Origin of the sequence: Citrobacter sp. H12-3-2, assembly GCF_009649895.1 — a bacterium.
Classification (GTDB): domain Bacteria; phylum Pseudomonadota; class Gammaproteobacteria; order Enterobacterales; family Enterobacteriaceae; genus Citrobacter; species Citrobacter portucalensis.
On record NZ_CP045839.1, the window covers coordinates 43,392 to 62,571 of the forward strand.

The following is a 19,180-nucleotide window of genomic DNA, read 5'->3' on the forward strand; positions in this document are numbered from 1 at the left end:
ATGGCCTTGTCGCAAATTCTTCAGGTTAACTCGATGTTGACCATGGGGAGAGAAGTTGCCGCTCCTGATATTGCGGAGCGAGCCGATGATTTTGAATACCATTGCCGAAAAGCTGAAGCGCCAGTCGAAGGATGATTTCAAGGGCAGGCATTTCGAGGCCTGGCTGATTGTACAGGCGGTTGCCTGGTACTTGCGCTACCCGCTCAGCTATCGTGACTTGGAAGAGATGTTTCGCGAGCGGGGCTTCGAGGTCGATCATAGCACGATCAACCGCTGGGTATTGGCTTATGCACCTGTCATCGAGAAACGGCTGCGGCAGTTTCGTCGACCCCATTGCGGCTCGGTCCGGATTGATGAGACCTATGTCAAGATCCGCGGCAAATGGCGCTATCTGTACCGAGCCATCGATAAGCATGGCAATCCGGTGGATTTCCTGCTGACCGCTAAGCGCGATCTCGACGCTGCCAAGCGGTTCTTCCGAAAGATGCTTAAAGATGAACCCTTGTTGTCGCCGAACAGGATTGGGACGGACGGGGCCAACACCTTCCCGTCAACGATCAAAACGTCGGTTGATGATGGGCTTCTCCATCCCGATCCCGTGCATTATGTGACCAAACATCTCCAGCAGGGGATTGAGAGCGACCATTTCCGGGTGAAGAAGAACATGCCGAAGATCGGCGGTTTCCAATCCTTTAACACGGCGCGGCGAACCATCGCGGGTTTCGAGGCGATGCTGTGGCTGCGGAAGGGCTTTGGCTTTTCAGGCGGCTGGACCGTCAATGACCAGAATGATTTGCTTGCGCGCCTCTTCGGACTGCAAAAGGTTAACAAAGCATGAAAATACCGGCCTTGGCTGGGTGATAGCTGCCTCCAAAAGTGTTTGCGACACGCCCGGAACAATTCAGCCACTGCACCCATGTTCCGAGTTGGTGTGGTTTGCGGATCGTATGCCGGCATCTCGTTGCGCAAGATCTGCACCCAATCGGCAGGCACGGGCGGCGATCTCCAATCTGCGGGATCAGTCAGATCACCCGAGTGCGTGGGCATGACAATCGTGCCCTGGGGACCAACACAATCCAGAAGGGCCTGAATCACTGCGACCGGCCCTCCCGCGACCCAGCCGAGCGAGCTTAGCGAACTGTGGACGAGAACTGTGCCACCAAGCGTAAGGCCGTTCTCTCGCATTTGCCTTGCTAGGCTCGCGCGAGTTGCTGGCTGAGGCGTTCTCGAAATCAGCTCTTGTTCGGTCGGCATCTACTCTATTCCTTTGCCCTCGGACGAGTGCTGGGGCGTCGGTTTCCACTATCGGCGAGTACTTCTACACAGCCATCGGTCCAGACGGCCGCGCTTCTGCGGGCGATTTGTGTACGCCCGACAGTCCCGGCTCCGGATCGGACGATTGCGTCGCATCGACCCTGCGCCCAAGCTGCATCATCGAAATTGCCGTCAACGAACCACGGCAGCCTGGCGGCTGCAAATTGAAAACCGCCCCGGTTCGTCCTGTTGTTGCCGCACGCCCCGCAGAATATGTATGCTCTGAGGACCTGTTTTATTAAGGACTCATCCCCTTATGTTGACCCGCAAAAGTATCGATACAGTTCTGCTCTCTGTTGGTGCTGAGAAGCTCTCACAACGAGAATGGGACTGGATGAAAATGCTCAAACCCATGGACCCACCACCTGCGATGGTGACGACCTCCATCCTGAAGCGCCGTGGCGATACAGCAGCCCTTACCCTGCTACAGGATACCGGGGTTTAATCCATCCTCATGTTGTCCGGTTTTACTCCCCGCCCTCTGAAACGTCTGTTCACAGCCAACCAGTGCTGGACGTCCTTCCTGGATGCGGGCGGTCTGCGCGATATCGAGGTTGAAGCCGTCACCAAAATGCTGGCCTGCGGCACACGGATACTGGGTGTAAAAGAGTTCGGGTGTGATAACCCGGACTGTCAGCACGTAAAGTACCTGACCAACTCATGCGGCAGCCGTGCCTGCCCGTCCTGCGGAAAGAAGGCCACAGACCTGTGGACAGCAACACAGCTGAATCGTCTTCCTGACTGCGACTGGGTACATCTGGTCTTCACCCTGCCGGACACGCTGTGGCCGGTGTTCGAAAGCAACCGCTGGCTGCTGAATGACGTGTGCCGTCTGGCGGTGGAGAATCTGCTGTATGCCGCCCGAAAACGGGGGCTGGAACCCGGTATCTTCTGCGCCATCCACACGTATGGCCGTCGTCTCAACTGGCATCCGCATGTACATGTGTCTGTAACCTGTGGAGGTCTGAATAAGCATGGTCAGTGGAAAAAGCTGAGCTTCCTGAAAGACGCGATGCGTTCACGGTGGATGTGGAATATGCGGCAGCTGCTTCTGAAAGCGTGGTCAGAGGGGATGGCAATGCCGGAGTTGTTGTCACATATCACGACGGAATCACAGTGGAGAAGCCTGGTGCTGAAATCCGGCGGAAAATACTGGCATGTGTACATGTCGAAGAAGACAGCCGGAGGGCGGAATACGGCACGCTACCTGGGTCGTTATCTGAAGAAGCCACCAATAGCGGCTTCCCGACTGGCTCATTACAACGGAGGGGCAAGCCTGAGCTTCCGTTACCTGGACCACAAAACGGGAGAAACGGCGACGGAAACGCTGACACAGCGTGAGCTGGTCGCGAGGCTGAAACAGCACATCCCGGAGAAGTTTTTTAAGATGGTGAGGTACTTCGGGTTCCTTGCCAACCGTGTGTGTGGAGAGAAGCTGCCGCAGGTGTACCGTGCACTGGGGATGGATAAACCGGAACCAGTGGCGAAAGTGTGCTATGCACAAATGGTGAAACAGTTCCTGAGTCGTGACCCGTTCGAATGCGTGCTGTGTGGCTGCCGGATGGTATACCGCCGGGCCATTGCGGGGCTGAATGTATCAGGGCTGAAGAAAAACGCGCGGGATATCAGTCTACTGAGGTATATGCCGGCCTGACACAGGCTAAGTGTGCCCGGGAATCGGTGAAAGTATAAAAAACAGCCTGTTACGGTATAAAAATCGACCATACAGAGAGGGAAACCACCGGAGTGGTGGGAAAAGCAGAAAGGCTCACGTGGCATAAGGCGTGGACAATGGTATCGACTGGTTTTTCAATTTCCTATACGTGCACTACGCAAAGGCCAGGCCTCAGCATTTTATTATGGTGATCCCCTGGGCGAAATGCGCCTGGTAAGCAGAGTTTTTGAAATGTAAGGCCTTTGAATAAGACAAAAGGCTGCCTCATCGCTAACTTTGCAACAGTGCCCGGAAACAAACCAGCTTAATTAAGATCAGGGACATCCCCCCTCCCTGCAAAGCCCATTACCGGACTAACAACACGCAATTAGCCTTTCGCAGTTAGCGCGTAAGCTTGCGAACGGTACGCCGTGACGGTGTGTAGCATCTGCGCGTCTGAGCGGCTGCAGCCGCGAATTACGGGGCGGGTTTCAGTTCAGCGCATATCTGCAATCTGATAAACTTCGCTGCTTTCCCTTCTTCCAACAGCAATAACGAGTAAAACGACTTTCTCATCAATGACTTGATATACAAGTCTGTAGCCAGATGCACGAAGTTTGATTTTATAGCGATCAGCATGACCATGTAACCGGGCTGCGGGTACGCGTGGATTTTCCAGCCGTTCTGCCAGCTTCTTTTTGAATTGTTCACGGATGGTGTGGCCGAGTTTCTGCCATTCCTTCAGTGCTCTGCGGTCAAAAGCCAGTTCATAGGTCATCCAGGTTAACCTTCACAATTTCCGGGTTTTTCATGCGCTCATCAGCAACAGCGTTTAACTCAGCATCTTCAGCGAGTTCCCGATAGTAGGCGTAAAGTTTTGGTGGAACGCAATAGAACGCCGGTTCGTTTCGGTTCAGGATCGCAACAGCGTCCCCTTCACCTTCAGCTACGGTTCCCATAGGATTTTTTTTCAGGTCAGTAATACTGGCCGCTGTGGTTGTCAGAATTTGATAGCTCATAAGTCCTCCGCTTGTCTTATTGGCATAATAGCATCTTTAAAAGTACTCTTAAAAGTGCTTGTGTTGAGAAAAACATCAGAACAGGTGAGGTATGGCTCTTTCCGACATCGCCTTAAAACGCTCTGTAACGCGTTCTGAGCGTTTTTTCCCGTTTCGTTATAGTCAGCTACGGTTTAACGGTTTTTAACGCCGCTCAACGCTTTTTAGCGGCCTTGTTGCTGTGATCTGTTGCCATGATCCGGATAGGAGTTCAATCTTGATCAAAATTTCCTCAAGGCAACGACTGTTTTGTAAATACCCTCTAAAACGCGCTGTATCGCATTCTGAGCGATTTTTTCGATTTCACATGGTTTTCCTCATGGTTACATCGAACAAAGCGTTAGAAAGCGATTCAGGGCTTCTCAGTGAAAGATCCAAAAAGGATCAATCAACGGATCGTATGATCTGAACTCTTCTGGTTTTGAGAAAGGAGACACCGCTCGCCGCAGCCGAACGACCGAGTGTAGCGAGTTAGTGAGCGAGGAAGCGGAACAGCACAGGGATAACATCAGGCAATTACGCGCAGTGGTTAAAAAGCGAGCATATTGTTTTTATGTGTGGTTGTCTTGGTTCAGAGTGATCTGTCCTCTGGGTTTACGCAAAGTTATCCACAGGTAGTGTGAATTTTTTGTTTTGAGCAAAGTTATCCACAGATTTTTTGTGTTTTTTTGCTTATTAAACTTCTTGTTTTTAAGATCTTAAATGTAGATCGGTAGATCTACTTTAAGATCTTTAACTTACTCTAACTTATTCTGCAAACATTGTGCCAGTTTTTTTATCAATAATTTCATTAAGATAGGTGTTGTTTTTTGTCGCCTCAAAATGAAAGGTGGATGGGTACGCACTGAAAGGTGGATGGGTACGCACTGTAATTTTCATGAAAGGTGGATGGCTGCGCACTGAAAGGTGGATGGGTACGCACTGAAAGGTGGATGGGTACGCATTTTTCTGTTTTTATTCAGATATTCGTATCTTTGTATCTTCATTTCTTTAGTTCTTTATAGTGCTCTAATCTAACGTATGACGTTAAAAGGTGGATACCTGCGCATTTCTATCATATTGAATATAAATGATAAAAATTCTTTCATGTGATCCGTGTTTTGGTGGAAACATATAAGGTGGATAAACCACTTTACATATTTCCGCCTTTGTGGTTATGATTTCACCATAAGAACTTAAAAACCAAAGGTAATGTATGAACTTACTGAGCGTTACAAAGAAAACAAAAATTCGCCACAGAAATGAAATTAACAGCACATTCTCATCGTTGCCTTTGTCTGCCAGAAGAATTTTGTTTATGGCTATGGCGCAGATTGATTCACGTGAAGAGTTATCTGAGGGGGCAACCTTTCGTATTACGGCTCGGGAATATGCATTTATCGCTGATATTGATGTAACAGGTGCTTACCGGCAGTTGAAAGAGGGGGCAGAAGAACTTCAGGCCAGTGTTATTCGTATTCCTCGAAATCAACTTCTCACAGCTCAGGGCAATCAAAGCTCTGGACATACGAAGAAGAGAGGTAAATTACCTTCTGATGCAGTCAGGCTTATGAACCTGACTGCGTTTTGTGATTATGTTGAAAGTGAAGGATATATTGATATTGCTTTTTCACATGTCATTGAGCCATATATCACGATGTTAAAGGATTCTTACACTACTCAGGTTTTGATATCGTCTGTAAGACTCGCTGATCAAAATTCAAATATGCTTTATCAGTTTATCAGGAAACAATACAGCAGTGGTAAAAAGACATTTTTCGACATTGAAGTAGATGTATTAAAGGATGAACTTGAATTATTCAGAATAGATAATGGCGAAAAAGTTTACCTTTATCAGAATTTTAAGGATTTTAATAAGGTTTTTCTGCAAAAAAATATTGAAAAAATAAATCAATATACAGAGATTAATCATCTCGAAGTTAAAATTGTTAAGAGAGTCGCAAGAAGAGCATCAAAGCTAAGATTTTCGTATAAAATAGATAAAGAAAGCGAAGGACTTGATACCAGAATACCGTATGGTTTCAGAGGTGCTTAATATATAAAGGTAAATACACTATGGAGCAAATAAAATTACATAAACAAGGTGGTGCGGCAGTAATTATCATTCCTGCTAGTATGATAGAAAATACAGGATGGGAAGATGGAACCTTATTGGAGGTACTAGAAATAAATGAGACTCTTCATATAAGAAGAAAGACAGAATCAGGAGCTTTAGCTACTAAAGCTTGTCCTTCTCTTTTTTCATCTACTATGAGGCATGTTAATTACGATAAAATTATTAGATATAATAGCGGATTAAATCTGTTAGTTAATGAACTGTCATTTTCGGCAAGAAGGGTCTTTTTTATTTGTTTATATTATTACTTTGAAAATAAACTTGAATCGGATAAGTCGCTATTGATCCGGGCTGATAAGTATGCAGAATTTGTTGGTGTTGAGCGTTCTGTTGCATATAAGCAAATGAAGGATGCAGCAGATTTCTTTTCAAGAAATAAAAATTTAATTACACATTGTGACTATATTTCGAATGAGGGATTGCTTCGTGTTATGTTTTCGTCTAAGACGATAAATTATATTACAGCGATAGACTCCCGTAAATATCAGGTTACCGAGCTTCCTCTAAAATCTGCTTTGTCTCTTCAAGGAAGATACTCATGGCCTTTATATCAACTGATAAAATTTAGCCATCTTAAATCTTTCACTATAGGTGTAGATGAACTTAAGAAAGAAATAGGTTATATTCAAAATCAAAAGTTTTCTTTCTTTAAAAGAGATGGAATCAATATAGCTATTGATGAAATAACAGAAAGGACAGATGTTAAAAACATTAAATGTGTTAATGCTGAAAGGCAGGGGAGAAGAGTCAGCAAAGTCCGTTTTGAGATCGAAATGAGGTAACTCATGGCTAAAATCTATCAATTCCCTCAGGGGGAAGAACGAGCTAAATTCAGGAAAGAAATCGCCAGGGAGCGTAAGAAACGTTTTGCAGTGAAAACAGGGAGCACTTTTGTTAAGTGGCTTGGCTGGGGATGGTTTTATCTTCGTCTTCTTGCCGCGAGTGTTTTACATTTTATCTTTGTTTTTGTGTTAGCCATTCTTGGTGCGTTTAAATGGGCTGTGTTCTGGCTGGGGGGTATTTTGTGTGTCATCACCTGGTATCATCTCGATCACCAGTTATGGACGCCACAAAATCTGACTATACCGGTGATTACGGCAACCTGGATTTTGGGACTGCTGGCTGAGCCTCTGATGGAGCTGCTCAACAAAACTATGCCCTGGCACAAGTTACTTGTTCCCGAACCTGCGGACGAAAGCACCGAGAACAGTAGCGAGATAAGCCAGCAATGATGCTACTCAGCAGTTATGCCAGTCCCTGCCTTTTCACTGCGATGCAGGATAGGGCAAACGCCGCAAAATGACGTCTCTGACGCCATTCCGCAACGTTTGCCCGGTGACCTACAGTCGGTTCTTATTGGAGATGTTTATGAAATATCTGGTCAAAGAGTTTATTAACGAGAAATATTCTAAGGCTGTTAATATTTTAAAGGATAATCTTAAAGAACACTATCATGTTTTTTATGGTGTGAGATTAAGTGAGATTCTTTTTCCTACCAGTGAATATGGCACAGATGCTTTCTTTAAAGAATTTGAATTAATTAACAGTGTAATACTTCCATTAGTAATATTTGATTTTATAGACCGAAAGCCGATCATGGTTATCGGCTTTGAGGAAGCGCCTGGGATTGATTCACTTATTGACTCTGGTATGGAAGTTGTTTTGTTAGATGGTTTAAGCGATCTGCTACTGGTTGAAAAACTGATGCCATTGTTTGATTAAATCCCTGGAAATACATGTTACCCATTCGTATTAATGCATTTTACACGAACGATGTTTATTCCATTTACCTGTTTTCATAACTTCTCCCCTACGGAGAACTAACCAAACTGATCTGCATCTATGATCTTAATTATATAAAATTTGGGGGGCGTGATTCTAATGTCCTCATTGTATTGGTAACAATCTTTTTTTCATCGTTTTTATTTTGATATTTAATATTGCTCTCAATTGATTTTTACCGTTTCTTCATTCAATGATATGAGCGTCAAATTGATTAGATAATGGTGATTTTTACCCTCTATCATCAAAGCTTGTGAAGCTATTAATATACAAAAAATTTTCAGTCGTTTTTCTATTGTCTCACATATTTTTAAGAGAGAATCTGTATGCTGTTCGCCATTCACTTATGTAGGCCACTTCGTACTAATCGCTTCAATCTAAAGAACTTCACTTTTCCTTAGCGTTTGTTATCGCAGAAATTCCCACGGAACCCCTAAGACGGTAAAAGGGGTGCCGGCGTACAATCCCTAAAAGATATTAAACGAAATTTTGGATTATATAATCAGCTAAAACGTCATGTTCTGCCGACATAGTCTGCATTAGGGCTTTCTGAGGTCCTGACCAAGCCCCTCTGGCCAACACCCCCCTAGTAGGTGCTACGGTAGATAAATATCTGAGCGGGACCCCCTGTAAGATACTATCTGGAGCCATAACATTTAGGTCTTCAACTTTTGCGACAGGAGTGTCTGGAGTAAAAGAAGCCACTGCTGAGTATGTTTTTATAGATGCTAATTTGGGGCGAAGGTCATTTTTTACTGAATCAATTATTTTATCTCTATGGGCTGCATCAGCCGCGATCTCTGATGAGTTTTGTTGGCCTGGATTCTTTCTTTTATCAAATCCGTTGAAGACCCAACCTGCAAATTTAGGTGAACCTTTTTGGCTTATTAGAGAGTTATTTTGGGCTGAAGTTCTTCTAATACCCTGTTCCCAGTCGTCTCTAAATTTTGGTAAAGTTTCACCAATGAGTCCTATGCAGTAAGCCGAAAATATATCGGCAGTACATGGAACCAAGAAATAATCAGAACAGTAGAGAGCCGATCTGACTATCGTATTAAATGACGGCGGTACATCAATAAGAACATAATCGTATTCACAATTATTTAACTCTTGAGCTTTACTAGCAATTAAACTAGGTATCAAGAATCTGTTTACTGCGTTTCCAGCAATTAAATCTGTACCTACACTAATCACATCTGAAAGATTATTGAGCCAAAAGTCACCTGGAGCTATGTCTAACCTTCCTGAGCCAGGCTCCATGGGAAATTGTGGTGGGAATGTATGTACGACAGGGAGAATATCTTGTTGTATAAATGGTTGGCAAAATGCTCTTATCGTTTTACCATAAGGATTATTTGCATCCTTCTTTAAAAGGTCAGAGAAGCCAGTCTCACCAAGTAAAGCTATTGATAAATTGCATTGAGGATCGAAATCTATCAGCAAAACAGATTTTCCCTTTGCCGATAGAGATACACTTAAGTTCCAAGTCAGGGTCGTTTTTCCTACCCCGCCTTTGTTGTTAAATAGTGAAATAGTTTTCATTTTATTCCTTTCTTAGACATTTTCAATGTTTAGAAATAACTACATCGGAGAATAGTGTAATACGTAATCGATTGCTTGATACCCGTATATAACCATCAACATGCACGACAAACCTTAAAATTGAAGTTTCCGTACAGTTTCTCATTCCGACAGAGTTTGTCACGCAAAAATTTACAGGTTTATAGATTTAATTTTCTTTAACTAACTGCAGGGGCTGAAGATTTCTTTCAGTGAGAAATCGCTTAGCGGGTGTTATCACAGAAATTCCCACGGACCCCATTTTGTCCGAACTCCTACTGATAGATTAAATCCTGAATCATCTAAGTTTTGCAGAATCAAGTAACTATTGGCTGTTGTACATAGCCAGGGCTGCTTTGAGAACAGTTGTTTTGCGTCGGCCTGTCTGTTCGCTTCGGCTTCCAATTATTCGTTCTCTTTGAGCCAGTTATCTACAAGCTGGTTCACCACGTCAGTGATTGATGTACCTTTCCTGGCGCATGCAGCCTTAAACCGGGTGTGCTTTTCTTCATCAAAATTAACGTTAACACGTTTGATTTTTCCAGATGATACTGGTGCTGTTACTACTCGTTCCAGATCTCTGTTTTCACCAAAGGTCATTTTTTTTACTGACGTATGCGCTTTTTCAAGTGACATTCAGGCTACTCCGGTTTTTATACTTATTTGATTATATGAGTAAATGTGTAATTACTCAAACATTCTAACTATCTCTTTTGTAAGGATTTCTATTTCACCTTTTGCAGCACCATCACTGGATTCAAACACGCTGTCGCCATCAAGAATTGATTTCACGTAAACCTGACGTTGTGTAATAGCTGTACGAAATGCTTTAACACCGGTGTCTTTGATACTTTCTTTAAGCACATTCAACATGGTTGCCATTTCTATCTTACGGGTGATCAGAAAGCGGGCTTCAACTTTGCGGCTGTAAGCCTGTGCTTCCAGAACAGTAACGACGCTTCCTGCTGCGGAGAAATCCAGAGGGCTGGGGGTGACAGGGATAATTACCAGATCGCTTACCATGACGGCTGCGGAGGTGATTACTGAGAGTGAACCTGCCCCGTCCACAATAGCAAAGTCATAGTCCGCCAGATCTTTTCGGATTCCATAGACGTCTTTTTCAGATGCTGCTGTAAATACGTCAAATGCTGCCTTGCCCGCTTTGCTCCAGTTCGTCAGGCTCATTTGTGGATCTGTATCTACCACAGCAATGTTGTATCCGCTCCTGCTCAACGCAGTGGCTATGTTGATTACGGCAGTTGTTTTACCTGAACCCCCTTTCGGATTCAGAAATGAGATCACCTTCATACTCAAATCCTCAATTGTGTGTCTACTCAATTACTCCTGTGAGTTTTTGAGTTTATCATACTCTTTGTATGAGCAAAGGTTAATATGAGTTTATGTGTATATGAGTTAAGGAGTATCTACTCATTTGAGTTGTCTTGTGTATATGAGTGTTTGAGTTTATGAGTGTGTAGTGACAAGGTCACATCTACTCATTATTTGTTTTTTGGTTCTTTTAGAGTGTGCCTTTCCTGTCGATCCACTTTCTGGTTCATTTTGGGTATAGTGGTGTGACCTTATGCGAACTGGTTCTGTAATATGACTTCAAATGCACCAACAAACTTTGTCCGCGCTTATCTGAGAGCTTCAACAGCAGAACAGGATGCTTCGCGTGCCCTGGAAACTATCGAGGCTTTTGCCAGGGAAAGAGGCCTGATCATTTGCAGCTATTATATTGAGAATGAATCCGGCTCCCGTCTTGACCGCCCGGAACTCTTTCGTCTTCTGAGAGATTGCCAGCAAAATGACATTTTGCTTATCGAGGATGTGGACAGACTTTCCCGACTGTCAGGGGAAGACTGGAATACGCTGAAGAAAATGATCCGTCAGAAAGATATCCGGGTTATGGCCGTGAATGTGCCGACGACCTGGATTAATTCTGGTATGAGTGAGTTTGACAGCCGGTTGTTTGCAGCCATTAACGATATGCTGCTGGATATGCTGGCCGCTGTTGCCAGAAGGGACTATGAACAACGGCGGGAACGCCAGAAACAGGGGATAGAGAAAGCAAGGAAAGACGGCAAATATAAAGGGCGTAAACCTAATCAAGCCAGACATGATGCAATTATCAGGTTGATAGAAAGTGGCAGCTCCTGGACACAGGTACAGAAGGTGCTAGGGTGCAGCCGCGGCACAATCAGTAGCGCAATAAAACGTAAATCCCTGCAATCCTCCGGTGAGTAGGGTAGGGTGAGCTCAATAAACTGGTTGACGTTATTTATGAGGGAGGTGCTGAAGTGGATATTTTTAAAAAGCAAATTGAATGTTGTAACTAATGAGTATCAAAATAAAAGGCCGCTTACGCGACCTCAGCCTTTTGCGGTTTTGGCTTGGTGATATACCACGATAGACAACCGACAATAAAACTCATGAACATTCCAGTAAAACGATCATCGATGCCTGGAAACAGGCAACCGACAAACATCGCAACAGGGAAAGGAAGAAGTAAACAGCGCCCCAAAATGCTCATAAAATCCATAACACCTCCTTTGTTAAAGGGCAGGAAGCGGTGCACTTCCTGCCCTTAGTTACGTTTCCGCAGTCATCAATCGATGAACTGACGGATCAGTTCCAGAACTGCAATCAGCGCGTTTGCAAGCGCAGCTACCGCCCTCAGAACGATGATTAACAGGTTAATCATCCGTTTTCTCCATAAATGGAGTAAAGACACCGTGGCTTGCTCTTACGCTGCCTGTCACCACGGCTTCTCTTCGTCTTGTCAGTTGTAGAGAGTCTCACTCCTACCAGAGCACAGATAACCAGCACCACCTGTATTACCTGTCAGGACTTTGAAGCTGTTCATGCCGCATTTAGCGGAATGCAGGGAAAGACTCACCACAGCACTAACCCTCTGATTATACGTTTATCTAACTTTCAAGCAAACCGTTAACGCGTAGTCACCGCCTGTCATATTGCATAATCAGGCTTCACGGATTATCATACTGTTGTCAGTTGTAGAGAGTTTCTCTTCCGGGCGAGTTACCAGCTCGTACCGGAACTGTAAAAAAGCCGACCTCACCAGTCGGTTTTTTTACGTCTGCAGTTTCCCGCTTCATTTAGATCTATTTTAAATGAATAAATTTTCTGCGGCAAACCCAACGACGTTGGGTCGTTAGTGTAAATAATTGTTCAAAACTCATAAACACTCCTTTGTTAAAGGGCAGGAAGCGGTAAACGTCTCTCCCTTAGTTAAGCCATCAATCACTCGATTAGTTTCTGAATGGCAATCAGCGCGTTTGCAATGGCGAGCACAGCCCTGAGAACGATGATTAACAGATTCATCATCCGTTTCTCTAGGTTGATACTGGAGGAAGTCACCGTAGCTTGCTCATACATCGCCTGTCACAACGGCTCTCTCACATTGTTGGATGTAGAGTACCTTCCCTCTACCAGAGCACTGAACACAGCACCACCCGTTTGTTCAGCCAGGACTTTAATTCGTTCATCCCCAGATAGCGCAGGGGTTAGAAGCAAGGGAGACACACTGTACAGCGCCAACACAAAGATTATACAGATGCATGCATAAAATTCATTTAAAGAAATTACCATTGACAGACAATCTGAAGTCAAACTAGACAACAGGTGTCTAGTGCCATAATACTATGAGTGTTGGGTGTAGAGTATCTTCCTCCAGTCAGAGCCACCAACTCAAGGCTGGAAAACACAAAAAAGCCAAATTACCAGTCGGTTTTTTTTGTGCTTGTCGTTCAGCTGTACTTCCGTTTTTTCCCCCCTTCATTGAAGAAGTAGTAGGCAGAGCAGGTAATGACTCCAACTTATTGATAGTGTTTTATGTTCAGATAATGCCCGATGACTTTGTCATGCAGCTCCACCGATTTTGAGAACGACAGCGACTTCCGTCCCAGCCGTGCCAGGTGCTGCCTCAGATTCAGGTTATGCCGCTCAATTCGCTGCGTATATCGCTTGCTGATTACGTGCAGCTTTCCCTTCAGGCGGGATTCATACAGCGGCCAGCCATCCGTCATCGGCACTGTTGCAAATAGTCGGTGGTGATAAACTTATCATCCCCTTTTGCTGATGGAGCTGCACATGAACCCATTCAAAGGCCGGCATTTTCAGCGTGACATCATTCTGTGGGCCGTACGCTGGTACTGCAAATACGGCATCAGTTACCGTGAGCTGCAGGAGATGCTGGCTGAACGCGGAGTGAATGTCGATCACTCCACGATTTACCGCTGGGTTCAGCGTTATGCGCCTGAAATGGAAAAACGGCTGCGCTGGTACTGGCGTAACCCTTCCGATCTTTGCCCGTGGCACATGGATGAAACCTACGTGAAGGTCAATGGCCGCTGGGCGTATCTGTACCGGGCCGTCGACAGCCGGGGCCGCACTGTCGATTTTTATCTCTCCTCCCGTCGTAACAGCAAAGCTGCATACCGGTTTCTGGGTAAAATCCTCAACAACGTGAAGAAGTGGCAGATCCCACGATTCATCAACACGGATAAAGCGCCCGCCTATGGTCGCGCGCTTGCTCTGCTCAAACGCGAAGGCCGGTGCCCGTCTGACGTTGAACACCGACAGATTAAGTACCGGAACAACGTGATTGAATGCGATCATGGCAAACTGAAACGGATAATCAACGCCACGCTGGGATTTAAATCCATGAAGACGGCTTACGCCACCATCAAAGGTATTGAGGTGATGCGTGCACTACGCAAAGGCCAGGCCTCAGCATTTTATTATGGTGATCCCCTGGGCGAAATGCGCCTGGTAAGCAGAGTTTTTGAAATGTAAGGCCTTTGAATAAGACAAAAGGCTGCCTCATCGCTAACTTTGCAACAGTGCCCAAGGAAGTGTATGAAAAATGTCTGGTATAATAAAGATATCATCTTGAAAATCGAGTGTTGCTCTGTGGATAACTTGCAGGGTTTAATAAGTATCTTTACTCAAAAGTTGCAATCAATAATTTATTGAAAAAGATTGAAAGGTGGTGGTAAATAATGTTACAATGTGGGAGTATCAGTTTAAATTCTTCGTGAAATAGTGTTCTTTTAAGCTAATAAAAAATGCACGTGGAATTTAGGTCAAAGAAAAGTAAAGAAAAATTTATTTATGGAGGTAAAAAAGGATGAGTCAAGTTGTTGATTTTTTAAATGAAGCAAAAACTTTTTATTTTGCAACCGTTGAAGGAGACCAGCCAAGGGTCAGACCGTTTAATGCAGCCATGGAGAGGAATGGCAAGGTCTATCTTGGTACAACCAATCAGAAAAAAGTTTATCAGCAGTTATTGGCAAATTCAAAGGTGGAAGTCTCAGGTATGGCAAAAGGAAAATGGATTCGGCTCACCGGCGAAGCCGTAATTGATGATACCGTGGAAGCAAGGGAAGCAATGCTTGAAGCAAATCCGCCTTTGAGAGATTGGTATAGCGCTGATGATGGGAAATTCACCGTATTTTATTTGAAAAACATGCAGGCAGTTTTATATTCCTTTACAGGAGATCCGGAGATATTAGATAATTAATCAAAACATGCAGCCCAAGTGTAGAATGAACTGACCCCCATAAGTTAGACCAAAAATCTAACTTATGGGAGGTCATTTTTTATGGCAAAATACAGTTATGAATTTAAGTTACAAGTTGTTCAAGCATATTTAGATTTTTATTTTGTCCGTTTTGTCTAGCTTACCGAAAGCCAGACTCAGCAAGAATAAAATTTTTATTGTCTTTCGGTTTTCTAGTGTAACGGACAAAACCACTCAAAATAAAAAAGATACAAGAGAGGTCTCTCGTATCTTTTATTCAGCAATCGCGCCCGATTGCTGAACAGATTAATAATAGATTTTAGCTTTTTATTTGTTGAAAAAAGCTAATCAAATTGTTGTCGGGATCAATTACTGCAAAGTCTCGTTCATCCCACCACTGATCTTTTAATGATGTATTGGGGTGCAAAATGCCCAAAGGCTTAATATGTTGATATAATTCATCAATTCCCTCTACTTCAATGCGGCAACTAGCAGTACCAGCAATAAACGACTCCGCACCTGTACAAACCGGTGAATCATTACTACGAGAGCGCCAGCCTTCATCACTTGCCTCCCATAGATGAATCCGAACCTCATTACACATTAGAACTGCGAATCCATCTTCATGGTGAACCAAAGTGAAACCTAGTTTATCGCAATAAAAACCTATACTCTTTTTAATATCCCCGACTGGCAATGCCGGGATAGACTATTATTCTCCCCGGAGCCACTACGCTGACCCGGTTGATTTCAGAGGTAAGGGAAAAGGCGACGTTGCGCCTGTGGAACAAACTGGCACTGATACCGTCAGCCGAACAGCGTTCACAGCTGGAGATGCTGCTGGGGCGGCACTGTTGCAAAGTTAGCGATGAGGCAGCCTTTTGTCTTATTCAAAGGCCTTACATTTCAAAAACTCTGCTTACCAGGCGCATTTCGCCCAGGGGATCACCATAATAAAATGCTGAGGCCTGGCCTTTGCGTAGTGCACGCATCACCTCAATACCTTTGATGGTGGCGTAAGCCGTCTTCATGGATTTAAATCCCAGCGTGGCGTTGATTATCCGTTTCAGTTTGCCATGATCGCATTCAATCACGTTGTTCCGGTACTTAATCTGTCGGTGTTCAACGTCAGACGGGCACCGGCCTTCGCGTTTGAGCAGAGCAAGCGCGCGACCATAGGCGGGCGCTTTATCCGTGTTGATGAATCGTGGGATCTGCCACTTCTTCACGTTGTTGAGGATTTTACCCAGAAACCGGTATGCAGCTTTGCTGTTACGACGGGAGGAGAGATAAAAATCGACAGTGCGGCCCCGGCTGTCGACGGCCCGGTACAGATACGCCCAGCGGCCATTGACCTTCACGTAGGTTTCATCCATGTGCCACGGGCAAAGATCGGAAGGGTTACGCCAGTACCAGCGCAGCCGTTTTTCCATTTCAGGCGCATAACGCTGAACCCAGCGGTAAATCGTGGAGTGATCGACATTCACTCCGCGTTCAGCCAGCATCTCCTGCAGCTCACGGTAACTGATGCCGTATTTGCAGTACCAGCGTACGGCCCACAGAATGATGTCACGCTGAAAATGCCGGCCTTTGAATGGGTTCATGTGCAGCTCCATCAGCAAAAGGGGATGATAAGTTTATCACCACCGACTATTTGCAACAGTGCCGAAACGACTGAGCAAAATGATCAGTGATCTACTCCCTCCGGTGGATTTAACGGAGTTGCTGCTCGAAATTAACGCCCATACCGGATTTGCTGATGAGTTTTTCCATGCTAGTGAAGCCAGTGCCAGAGTTGATGATCTGCCCGTCAGCATCAGCGCTAATGCCAGACTGGTTGATTTTCAGGCAACGCTGCCACTGGCACAGATATGGGGTGGAGGAGAAGTGGCATCTGCAGATGGAATGCGCTTTGTTACGCCAGTCAGAACAATCAATGCCGGACCGAACCGCAAATACTTTGGTAATAACAGAGGGATCACCTGGTACAACTTTGTGTCCGATCAGTATTCCGGCTTTCATGGCATCGTTATACCGGGGACGCTGAGGGACTCTATCTTTGTGCTGGAAGGTCTTCTGGAACAGGAGACCGGGCTGAATGATCGACCGAGACAGGCCCTGCGGGGCTGCACACGCGCCCCCACCCTTCGGGTAGGGGGAAAGGCCGCTAAAGCGGCTAAAAGCGCTCCAGCGTATTTCTGCGGGGTTTGGTGTGGGGTTTAGCGGGCTTTGCCCGCCTTTCCCCCTGCCGCGCAGCGGTGGGGCGGTGTGTAGCCTAGCGCAGCGAATAGACCAGCTATCCGGCCTCTGGCCGGGCATATTGGGCAAGGGCAGCAGCGCCCCACAAGGGCGCTGATAACCGCGCCTAGTGGATTATTCTTAGATAATCATGGATGGATTTTTCCAACACCCCGCCAGCCCCCGCCCCTGCTGGGTTTGCAGGTTTGGGGGCGTGACAGTTATTGCAGGGGTTCGTGACAGTTATTGCAGGGGGGCGTGACAGTTATTGCAGGGGTTCGTGACAGTTAGTACGGGAGTGACGGGCACTGGCTGGCAATGTCTAGCAACGGCAGGCATTTCGGCGAGATCCGATTGTCGGCCCTGAAGAAAGCTCCAGAGATGTTCGGGTCCGTTTACGAGCACGAGGAGAAAAAGCCCATGGAGGCGTTCGCTGAACGGTTGCGAGATGCCGTGGCATTCGGCGCCTACATCGACGGCGAGATCATTGGGCTGTCGGTCTTCAAACAGGAGGACGGCCCCAAGGACGCTCACAAGGCGCATCTGTCCGGCGTTTTCGTGGAGCCCGAACAGCGAGGCCGAGGGGTCGCCGGTATGCTGCTGCGGGCGGTGATAGACTATGGCCGCGAGCATGTGGAGCAGATCATGCTGACGGTTGCGGAAGGGAACGAAGCCGCTATAAACCTCTATCAGCGATCGGCTCGTTGCCCTGCGCCGCTCCAAAGCCCGCGACGCAGCGCCGGCAGGCAGAGCAAGTAGAGGGCAGCGCCTGCAATCCATGCCCACCCGTTCCACGTTGTTATAGAAGCCGCATAGATCGCCGTGAAGAGGAGGGGTCCGACGATCGAGGTCAGGCTGGTGAGCGCCGCCAGTGAGCCTTGCAGCTGCCCCTGACGTTCCTCATCCACCTGCCTGGACAACATTGCTTGCAGCGCCGGCATTCCGATGCCACCCGAAGCAAGCAGGACCATGATCGGGAACGCCATCCATCCCCGTGTCGCGAAGGCAAGCAGGATGTAGCCTGTGCCGTCGGCAATCATTCCGAGCATGAGTGCCCGCCTTTCGCCGAGCCGGGCGGCTACAGGGCCGGTGATCATTGCCTGGGCGAGTGAATGCAGAATGCCAAATGCGGCAAGCGAAATGCCGATCGTGGTCGCGTCCCAGTGAAAGCGATCCTCGCCGAAAATGACCCAAAGCGCGGCCGGCACCTGTCCGACAAGTTGCATGATGAAGAAGACCGCCATCAGGGCGGCGACGACGGTCATGCCCCGGGCCCACCGGAACGAAGCGAGCGGGTTGAGAGCCTCCCGGCGTAACGGCCGGCGTTCGCCTTTGTGCGACTCCGGCAAAAGGAAACAGCCCGTCAGGAAATTGAGGCCGTTCAAGGCTGCCGCGGCGAAGAACGGAGCGTGGGGGGAGAAACCGCCCATCAGCCCACCGAGCACAGGTCCCGCGACCATCCCGAACCCGAAACAGGCGCTCATGAAGCCGAAGTGCCGCGCGCGCTCATCGCCATCAGTGATATCGGCAATATAAGCGCCGGCTACCGCCCCAGTCGCCCCGGTGATGCCGGCCACGATCCGCCCGATATAGAGAACCCAAAGGAAAGGCGCCGTCGCCATGATGGCGTAGTCGACAGCAGCGCCGGCCAGCGAGACGAGCAAGACCGGCCGCCGCCCGAAACGATCCGACAGCGCGCCCAGCACAGGTGCGCAGGCAAATTGCATCAACGCATACAGCGCCAGCAGAATGCCATAGTGGGCGGCGACGTCGTTCGAGTGAACCAGATCGCGCAGGAGGCCCGGCAGCACCGGCATAATCAGGCCGATGCCGACAGCGTCGAGCGCGACAGTGCTCAGAATTACGATCAGGGGTCTGTTGGGTTTCACGTCTGGCCTCCGGACCAGCCTCCG

At 46.8% G+C, this 19,180-nt stretch carries 22 protein-coding genes and 5 pseudogenes; 13 read left to right on the plus strand and 14 right to left on the minus strand.

Annotated features, from left to right (window positions below; all coding sequences use genetic code 11):
• Positions 1-85 precede the first annotated feature (85 nt).
• Positions 86-838 carry an IS6 family transposase gene (locus GHC22_RS24290; protein ID WP_000602738.1) on the plus strand — a complete coding sequence of 251 codons (753 nt, stop codon included), beginning with the start codon at positions 86-88 and terminating at the stop codon, positions 836-838.
• A 110-nt stretch (positions 839-948) separates the two neighbouring features.
• Here the strand turns inward: GHC22_RS24290 and GHC22_RS24295 are convergent.
• Positions 949-1,254: pseudogene (locus GHC22_RS24295) on the minus strand (AAC(3) family N-acetyltransferase); the annotation flags it as partial.
• 5 nt (positions 1,255-1,259) lie between these two features.
• Positions 1,260-1,451 (minus strand): annotated as a pseudogene (locus GHC22_RS24300) (hypothetical protein); the annotation flags it as partial.
• 119 nt (positions 1,452-1,570) lie between these two features.
• On the opposite strand from GHC22_RS24300, the gene GHC22_RS24305 reads away from it, so the two are divergent.
• From GHC22_RS24305 to GHC22_RS24315, 3 genes and pseudogenes are all read left to right on the plus strand, one after another.
• Positions 1,571-1,759: a hypothetical protein gene (locus GHC22_RS24305; protein ID WP_000957857.1), complete on the plus strand. Its 189-nt coding sequence runs from the start codon at positions 1,571-1,573 to the stop codon at positions 1,757-1,759.
• A 9-nt stretch (positions 1,760-1,768) separates the two neighbouring features.
• Entirely contained in the window at positions 1,769-2,968 is a 1,200-nt protein-coding gene (locus GHC22_RS24310; protein WP_112901278.1) for an IS91 family transposase, read from the plus strand.
• Positions 2,969-3,133: 165 nt separating this feature from the next.
• Positions 3,134-3,226, plus strand: a pseudogene (locus tag GHC22_RS24315) (IS6 family transposase); the annotation flags it as partial.
• Positions 3,227-3,464: 238 nt separating this feature from the next.
• Here GHC22_RS24315 and GHC22_RS24320 read toward each other — a convergent pair.
• A complete protein-coding gene (locus GHC22_RS24320; RefSeq protein WP_000220561.1) occupies positions 3,465-3,746 on the minus strand; it encodes a type II toxin-antitoxin system RelE/ParE family toxin in 282 nt (93 codons plus the stop codon).
• Positions 3,736-3,987, minus strand: coding sequence for a type II toxin-antitoxin system Phd/YefM family antitoxin (locus GHC22_RS24325; RefSeq protein WP_000121743.1), 252 nt, complete (start codon positions 3,985-3,987; stop codon positions 3,736-3,738). The genes GHC22_RS24320 and GHC22_RS24325 overlap by 11 nt, the downstream gene beginning before the upstream one ends.
• Before the next feature lie 1,234 nt (positions 3,988-5,221).
• Between GHC22_RS24325 and GHC22_RS24330 the strand changes: the two genes are divergently transcribed.
• From GHC22_RS24330 to ddp1, 4 genes are all read left to right on the plus strand, one after another.
• Entirely contained in the window at positions 5,222-6,061 is an 840-nt protein-coding gene (locus tag GHC22_RS24330) for a replication initiation protein (protein WP_024129959.1), read from the plus strand.
• A 20-nt stretch (positions 6,062-6,081) separates the two neighbouring features.
• Complete coding sequence (locus tag GHC22_RS24335) at positions 6,082-6,924, plus strand: replication initiation protein (protein WP_000435064.1); 843 nt, start codon at positions 6,082-6,084, stop codon at positions 6,922-6,924.
• Positions 6,925-6,927: 3 nt separating this feature from the next.
• Positions 6,928-7,374, plus strand: a complete 447-nt coding sequence (locus GHC22_RS24340; protein ID WP_001074384.1) for a hypothetical protein — start codon at positions 6,928-6,930, stop codon at positions 7,372-7,374.
• Positions 7,375-7,441: 67 nt separating this feature from the next.
• Positions 7,442-7,864: a DNA distortion polypeptide 3 gene (ddp1, locus tag GHC22_RS24345; RefSeq protein ID WP_179292036.1), complete on the plus strand. Its 423-nt coding sequence runs from the start codon at positions 7,442-7,444 to the stop codon at positions 7,862-7,864.
• Between the two features lie 537 nt (positions 7,865-8,401).
• On the opposite strand, the gene GHC22_RS24350 is transcribed toward ddp1, so the two are convergent.
• From GHC22_RS24350 to GHC22_RS24360, 3 genes are all read right to left on the minus strand, one after another.
• On the minus strand, positions 8,402-9,466 hold the full coding sequence (locus tag GHC22_RS24350; RefSeq protein ID WP_012291478.1) for a ParA family protein: 1,065 nt from the start codon (positions 9,464-9,466) through the stop codon (positions 8,402-8,404).
• A 423-nt stretch (positions 9,467-9,889) separates the two neighbouring features.
• Positions 9,890-10,120 (minus strand): plasmid partition protein ParG, encoded by a 231-nt coding sequence (locus GHC22_RS24355; RefSeq protein WP_000051066.1) that lies wholly within the window; start codon positions 10,118-10,120, stop codon positions 9,890-9,892.
• 51 nt (positions 10,121-10,171) lie between these two features.
• Complete coding sequence (locus tag GHC22_RS24360) at positions 10,172-10,792, minus strand: ParA family protein (RefSeq protein WP_000864788.1); 621 nt, start codon at positions 10,790-10,792, stop codon at positions 10,172-10,174.
• 294 nt (positions 10,793-11,086) lie between these two features.
• Between GHC22_RS24360 and GHC22_RS24365 the strand changes: the two genes are divergently transcribed.
• A complete protein-coding gene (locus GHC22_RS24365; RefSeq protein WP_000203199.1) occupies positions 11,087-11,731 on the plus strand; it encodes a recombinase family protein in 645 nt (214 codons plus the stop codon).
• 115 nt (positions 11,732-11,846) lie between these two features.
• On the opposite strand, the gene GHC22_RS24370 is transcribed toward GHC22_RS24365, so the two are convergent.
• From GHC22_RS24370 to GHC22_RS24375, 4 genes and pseudogenes are all read right to left on the minus strand, one after another.
• Complete coding sequence (locus GHC22_RS24370; RefSeq protein WP_000347021.1) at positions 11,847-12,026, minus strand: hypothetical protein; 180 nt, start codon at positions 12,024-12,026, stop codon at positions 11,847-11,849.
• 66 nt (positions 12,027-12,092) lie between these two features.
• Positions 12,093-12,188, minus strand: a complete 96-nt coding sequence (dqlB, locus tag GHC22_RS24845) for a DinQ-like type I toxin DqlB (protein ID WP_000609146.1) — start codon at positions 12,186-12,188, stop codon at positions 12,093-12,095.
• 560 nt (positions 12,189-12,748) lie between these two features.
• On the minus strand, positions 12,749-12,832 hold the full coding sequence (dqlB, locus tag GHC22_RS24850; protein ID WP_272056275.1) for a DinQ-like type I toxin DqlB: 84 nt from the start codon (positions 12,830-12,832) through the stop codon (positions 12,749-12,751).
• A 491-nt stretch (positions 12,833-13,323) separates the two neighbouring features.
• A pseudogene (locus GHC22_RS24375) lies at positions 13,324-13,533 on the minus strand (IS1 family transposase); the annotation flags it as partial.
• 64 nt (positions 13,534-13,597) lie between these two features.
• Here GHC22_RS24375 and GHC22_RS24380 point away from each other — a divergent pair.
• Both GHC22_RS24380 and GHC22_RS24385 read left to right on the plus strand, forming a co-directional pair.
• The gene (locus GHC22_RS24380) at positions 13,598-14,302 is read left to right on the plus strand and encodes an IS6-like element IS26 family transposase (RefSeq protein ID WP_001067858.1); all 705 of its coding nucleotides are present in this window, start codon (positions 13,598-13,600) and stop codon (positions 14,300-14,302) included.
• A 334-nt stretch (positions 14,303-14,636) separates the two neighbouring features.
• The gene (locus tag GHC22_RS24385; RefSeq protein ID WP_000084745.1) at positions 14,637-15,029 is read left to right on the plus strand and encodes a pyridoxamine 5'-phosphate oxidase family protein; all 393 of its coding nucleotides are present in this window, start codon (positions 14,637-14,639) and stop codon (positions 15,027-15,029) included.
• A gap of 319 nt (positions 15,030-15,348) precedes the next feature.
• Here GHC22_RS24385 and bleO read toward each other — a convergent pair whose 3' ends face one another.
• Together bleO and GHC22_RS24395 are read right to left on the minus strand one after the other, a co-directional pair.
• Positions 15,349-15,735 (minus strand): bleomycin binding protein, encoded by a 387-nt coding sequence (gene bleO, locus GHC22_RS24390; protein ID WP_063102497.1) that lies wholly within the window; start codon positions 15,733-15,735, stop codon positions 15,349-15,351.
• Positions 15,736-15,928: 193 nt separating this feature from the next.
• On the minus strand, positions 15,929-16,633 hold the full coding sequence (locus tag GHC22_RS24395; RefSeq protein ID WP_001067858.1) for an IS6-like element IS26 family transposase: 705 nt from the start codon (positions 16,631-16,633) through the stop codon (positions 15,929-15,931).
• Positions 16,634-16,700: 67 nt separating this feature from the next.
• On the opposite strand from GHC22_RS24395, the pseudogene GHC22_RS24400 reads away from it, so the two are divergent.
• A pseudogene (locus tag GHC22_RS24400) lies at positions 16,701-17,129 on the plus strand (Tn3 family transposase); the annotation flags it as partial.
• 456 nt (positions 17,130-17,585) lie between these two features.
• The gene (locus GHC22_RS24405) at positions 17,586-18,026 is read left to right on the plus strand and encodes a GNAT family N-acetyltransferase (RefSeq protein WP_025732385.1); all 441 of its coding nucleotides are present in this window, start codon (positions 17,586-17,588) and stop codon (positions 18,024-18,026) included.
• Here the strand turns inward: GHC22_RS24405 and tet(A) are convergent.
• Positions 17,957-19,156: a tetracycline efflux MFS transporter Tet(A) gene (tet(A), locus tag GHC22_RS24410; RefSeq protein ID WP_025732387.1), complete on the minus strand. Its 1,200-nt coding sequence runs from the start codon at positions 19,154-19,156 to the stop codon at positions 17,957-17,959. The genes GHC22_RS24405 and tet(A) overlap by 70 nt on opposite strands.
• Positions 19,157-19,180 lie beyond the last annotated feature (24 nt).

Coding starts and splice junctions, on each gene's coding strand:
- GHC22_RS24330 (WP_024129959.1), top strand. CDS start 5,222: ATGAACTTACTGAGCGTTACAAAGAAAACAAAAATTCGCCACAGAAAT.
- GHC22_RS24355 (WP_000051066.1), bottom strand. CDS start 10,120: ATGTCACTTGAAAAAGCGCATACGTCAGTAAAAAAAATGACCTTTGGT.
- GHC22_RS24350 (WP_012291478.1), bottom strand. CDS start 9,466: ATGAAAACTATTTCACTATTTAACAACAAAGGCGGGGTAGGAAAAACG.
- dqlB (WP_000609146.1), bottom strand. CDS start 12,188: ATGATTAACCTGTTAATCATCGTTCTGAGGGCGGTAGCTGCGCTTGCA.
- GHC22_RS24335 (WP_000435064.1), top strand. CDS start 6,082: ATGGAGCAAATAAAATTACATAAACAAGGTGGTGCGGCAGTAATTATC.
- GHC22_RS24320 (WP_000220561.1), bottom strand. CDS start 3,746: ATGACCTATGAACTGGCTTTTGACCGCAGAGCACTGAAGGAATGGCAG.
- GHC22_RS24380 (WP_001067858.1), top strand. CDS start 13,598: ATGAACCCATTCAAAGGCCGGCATTTTCAGCGTGACATCATTCTGTGG.
- ddp1 (WP_179292036.1), top strand. CDS start 7,442: ATGACGTCTCTGACGCCATTCCGCAACGTTTGCCCGGTGACCTACAGT.
- dqlB (WP_272056275.1), bottom strand. CDS start 12,832: ATGATGAATCTGTTAATCATCGTTCTCAGGGCTGTGCTCGCCATTGCA.
- GHC22_RS24395 (WP_001067858.1), bottom strand. CDS start 16,633: ATGAACCCATTCAAAGGCCGGCATTTTCAGCGTGACATCATTCTGTGG.
- GHC22_RS24305 (WP_000957857.1), top strand. CDS start 1,571: ATGTTGACCCGCAAAAGTATCGATACAGTTCTGCTCTCTGTTGGTGCT.
- GHC22_RS24310 (WP_112901278.1), top strand. CDS start 1,769: ATGTTGTCCGGTTTTACTCCCCGCCCTCTGAAACGTCTGTTCACAGCC.
- GHC22_RS24385 (WP_000084745.1), top strand. CDS start 14,637: ATGAGTCAAGTTGTTGATTTTTTAAATGAAGCAAAAACTTTTTATTTT.
- GHC22_RS24340 (WP_001074384.1), top strand. CDS start 6,928: ATGGCTAAAATCTATCAATTCCCTCAGGGGGAAGAACGAGCTAAATTC.
- GHC22_RS24325 (WP_000121743.1), bottom strand. CDS start 3,987: ATGAGCTATCAAATTCTGACAACCACAGCGGCCAGTATTACTGACCTG.
- GHC22_RS24360 (WP_000864788.1), bottom strand. CDS start 10,792: ATGAAGGTGATCTCATTTCTGAATCCGAAAGGGGGTTCAGGTAAAACA.
- GHC22_RS24365 (WP_000203199.1), top strand. CDS start 11,087: ATGACTTCAAATGCACCAACAAACTTTGTCCGCGCTTATCTGAGAGCT.
- GHC22_RS24290 (WP_000602738.1), top strand. CDS start 86: ATGATTTTGAATACCATTGCCGAAAAGCTGAAGCGCCAGTCGAAGGAT.
- GHC22_RS24405 (WP_025732385.1), top strand. CDS start 17,586: ATGTCTAGCAACGGCAGGCATTTCGGCGAGATCCGATTGTCGGCCCTG.
- GHC22_RS24370 (WP_000347021.1), bottom strand. CDS start 12,026: ATGGATTTTATGAGCATTTTGGGGCGCTGTTTACTTCTTCCTTTCCCT.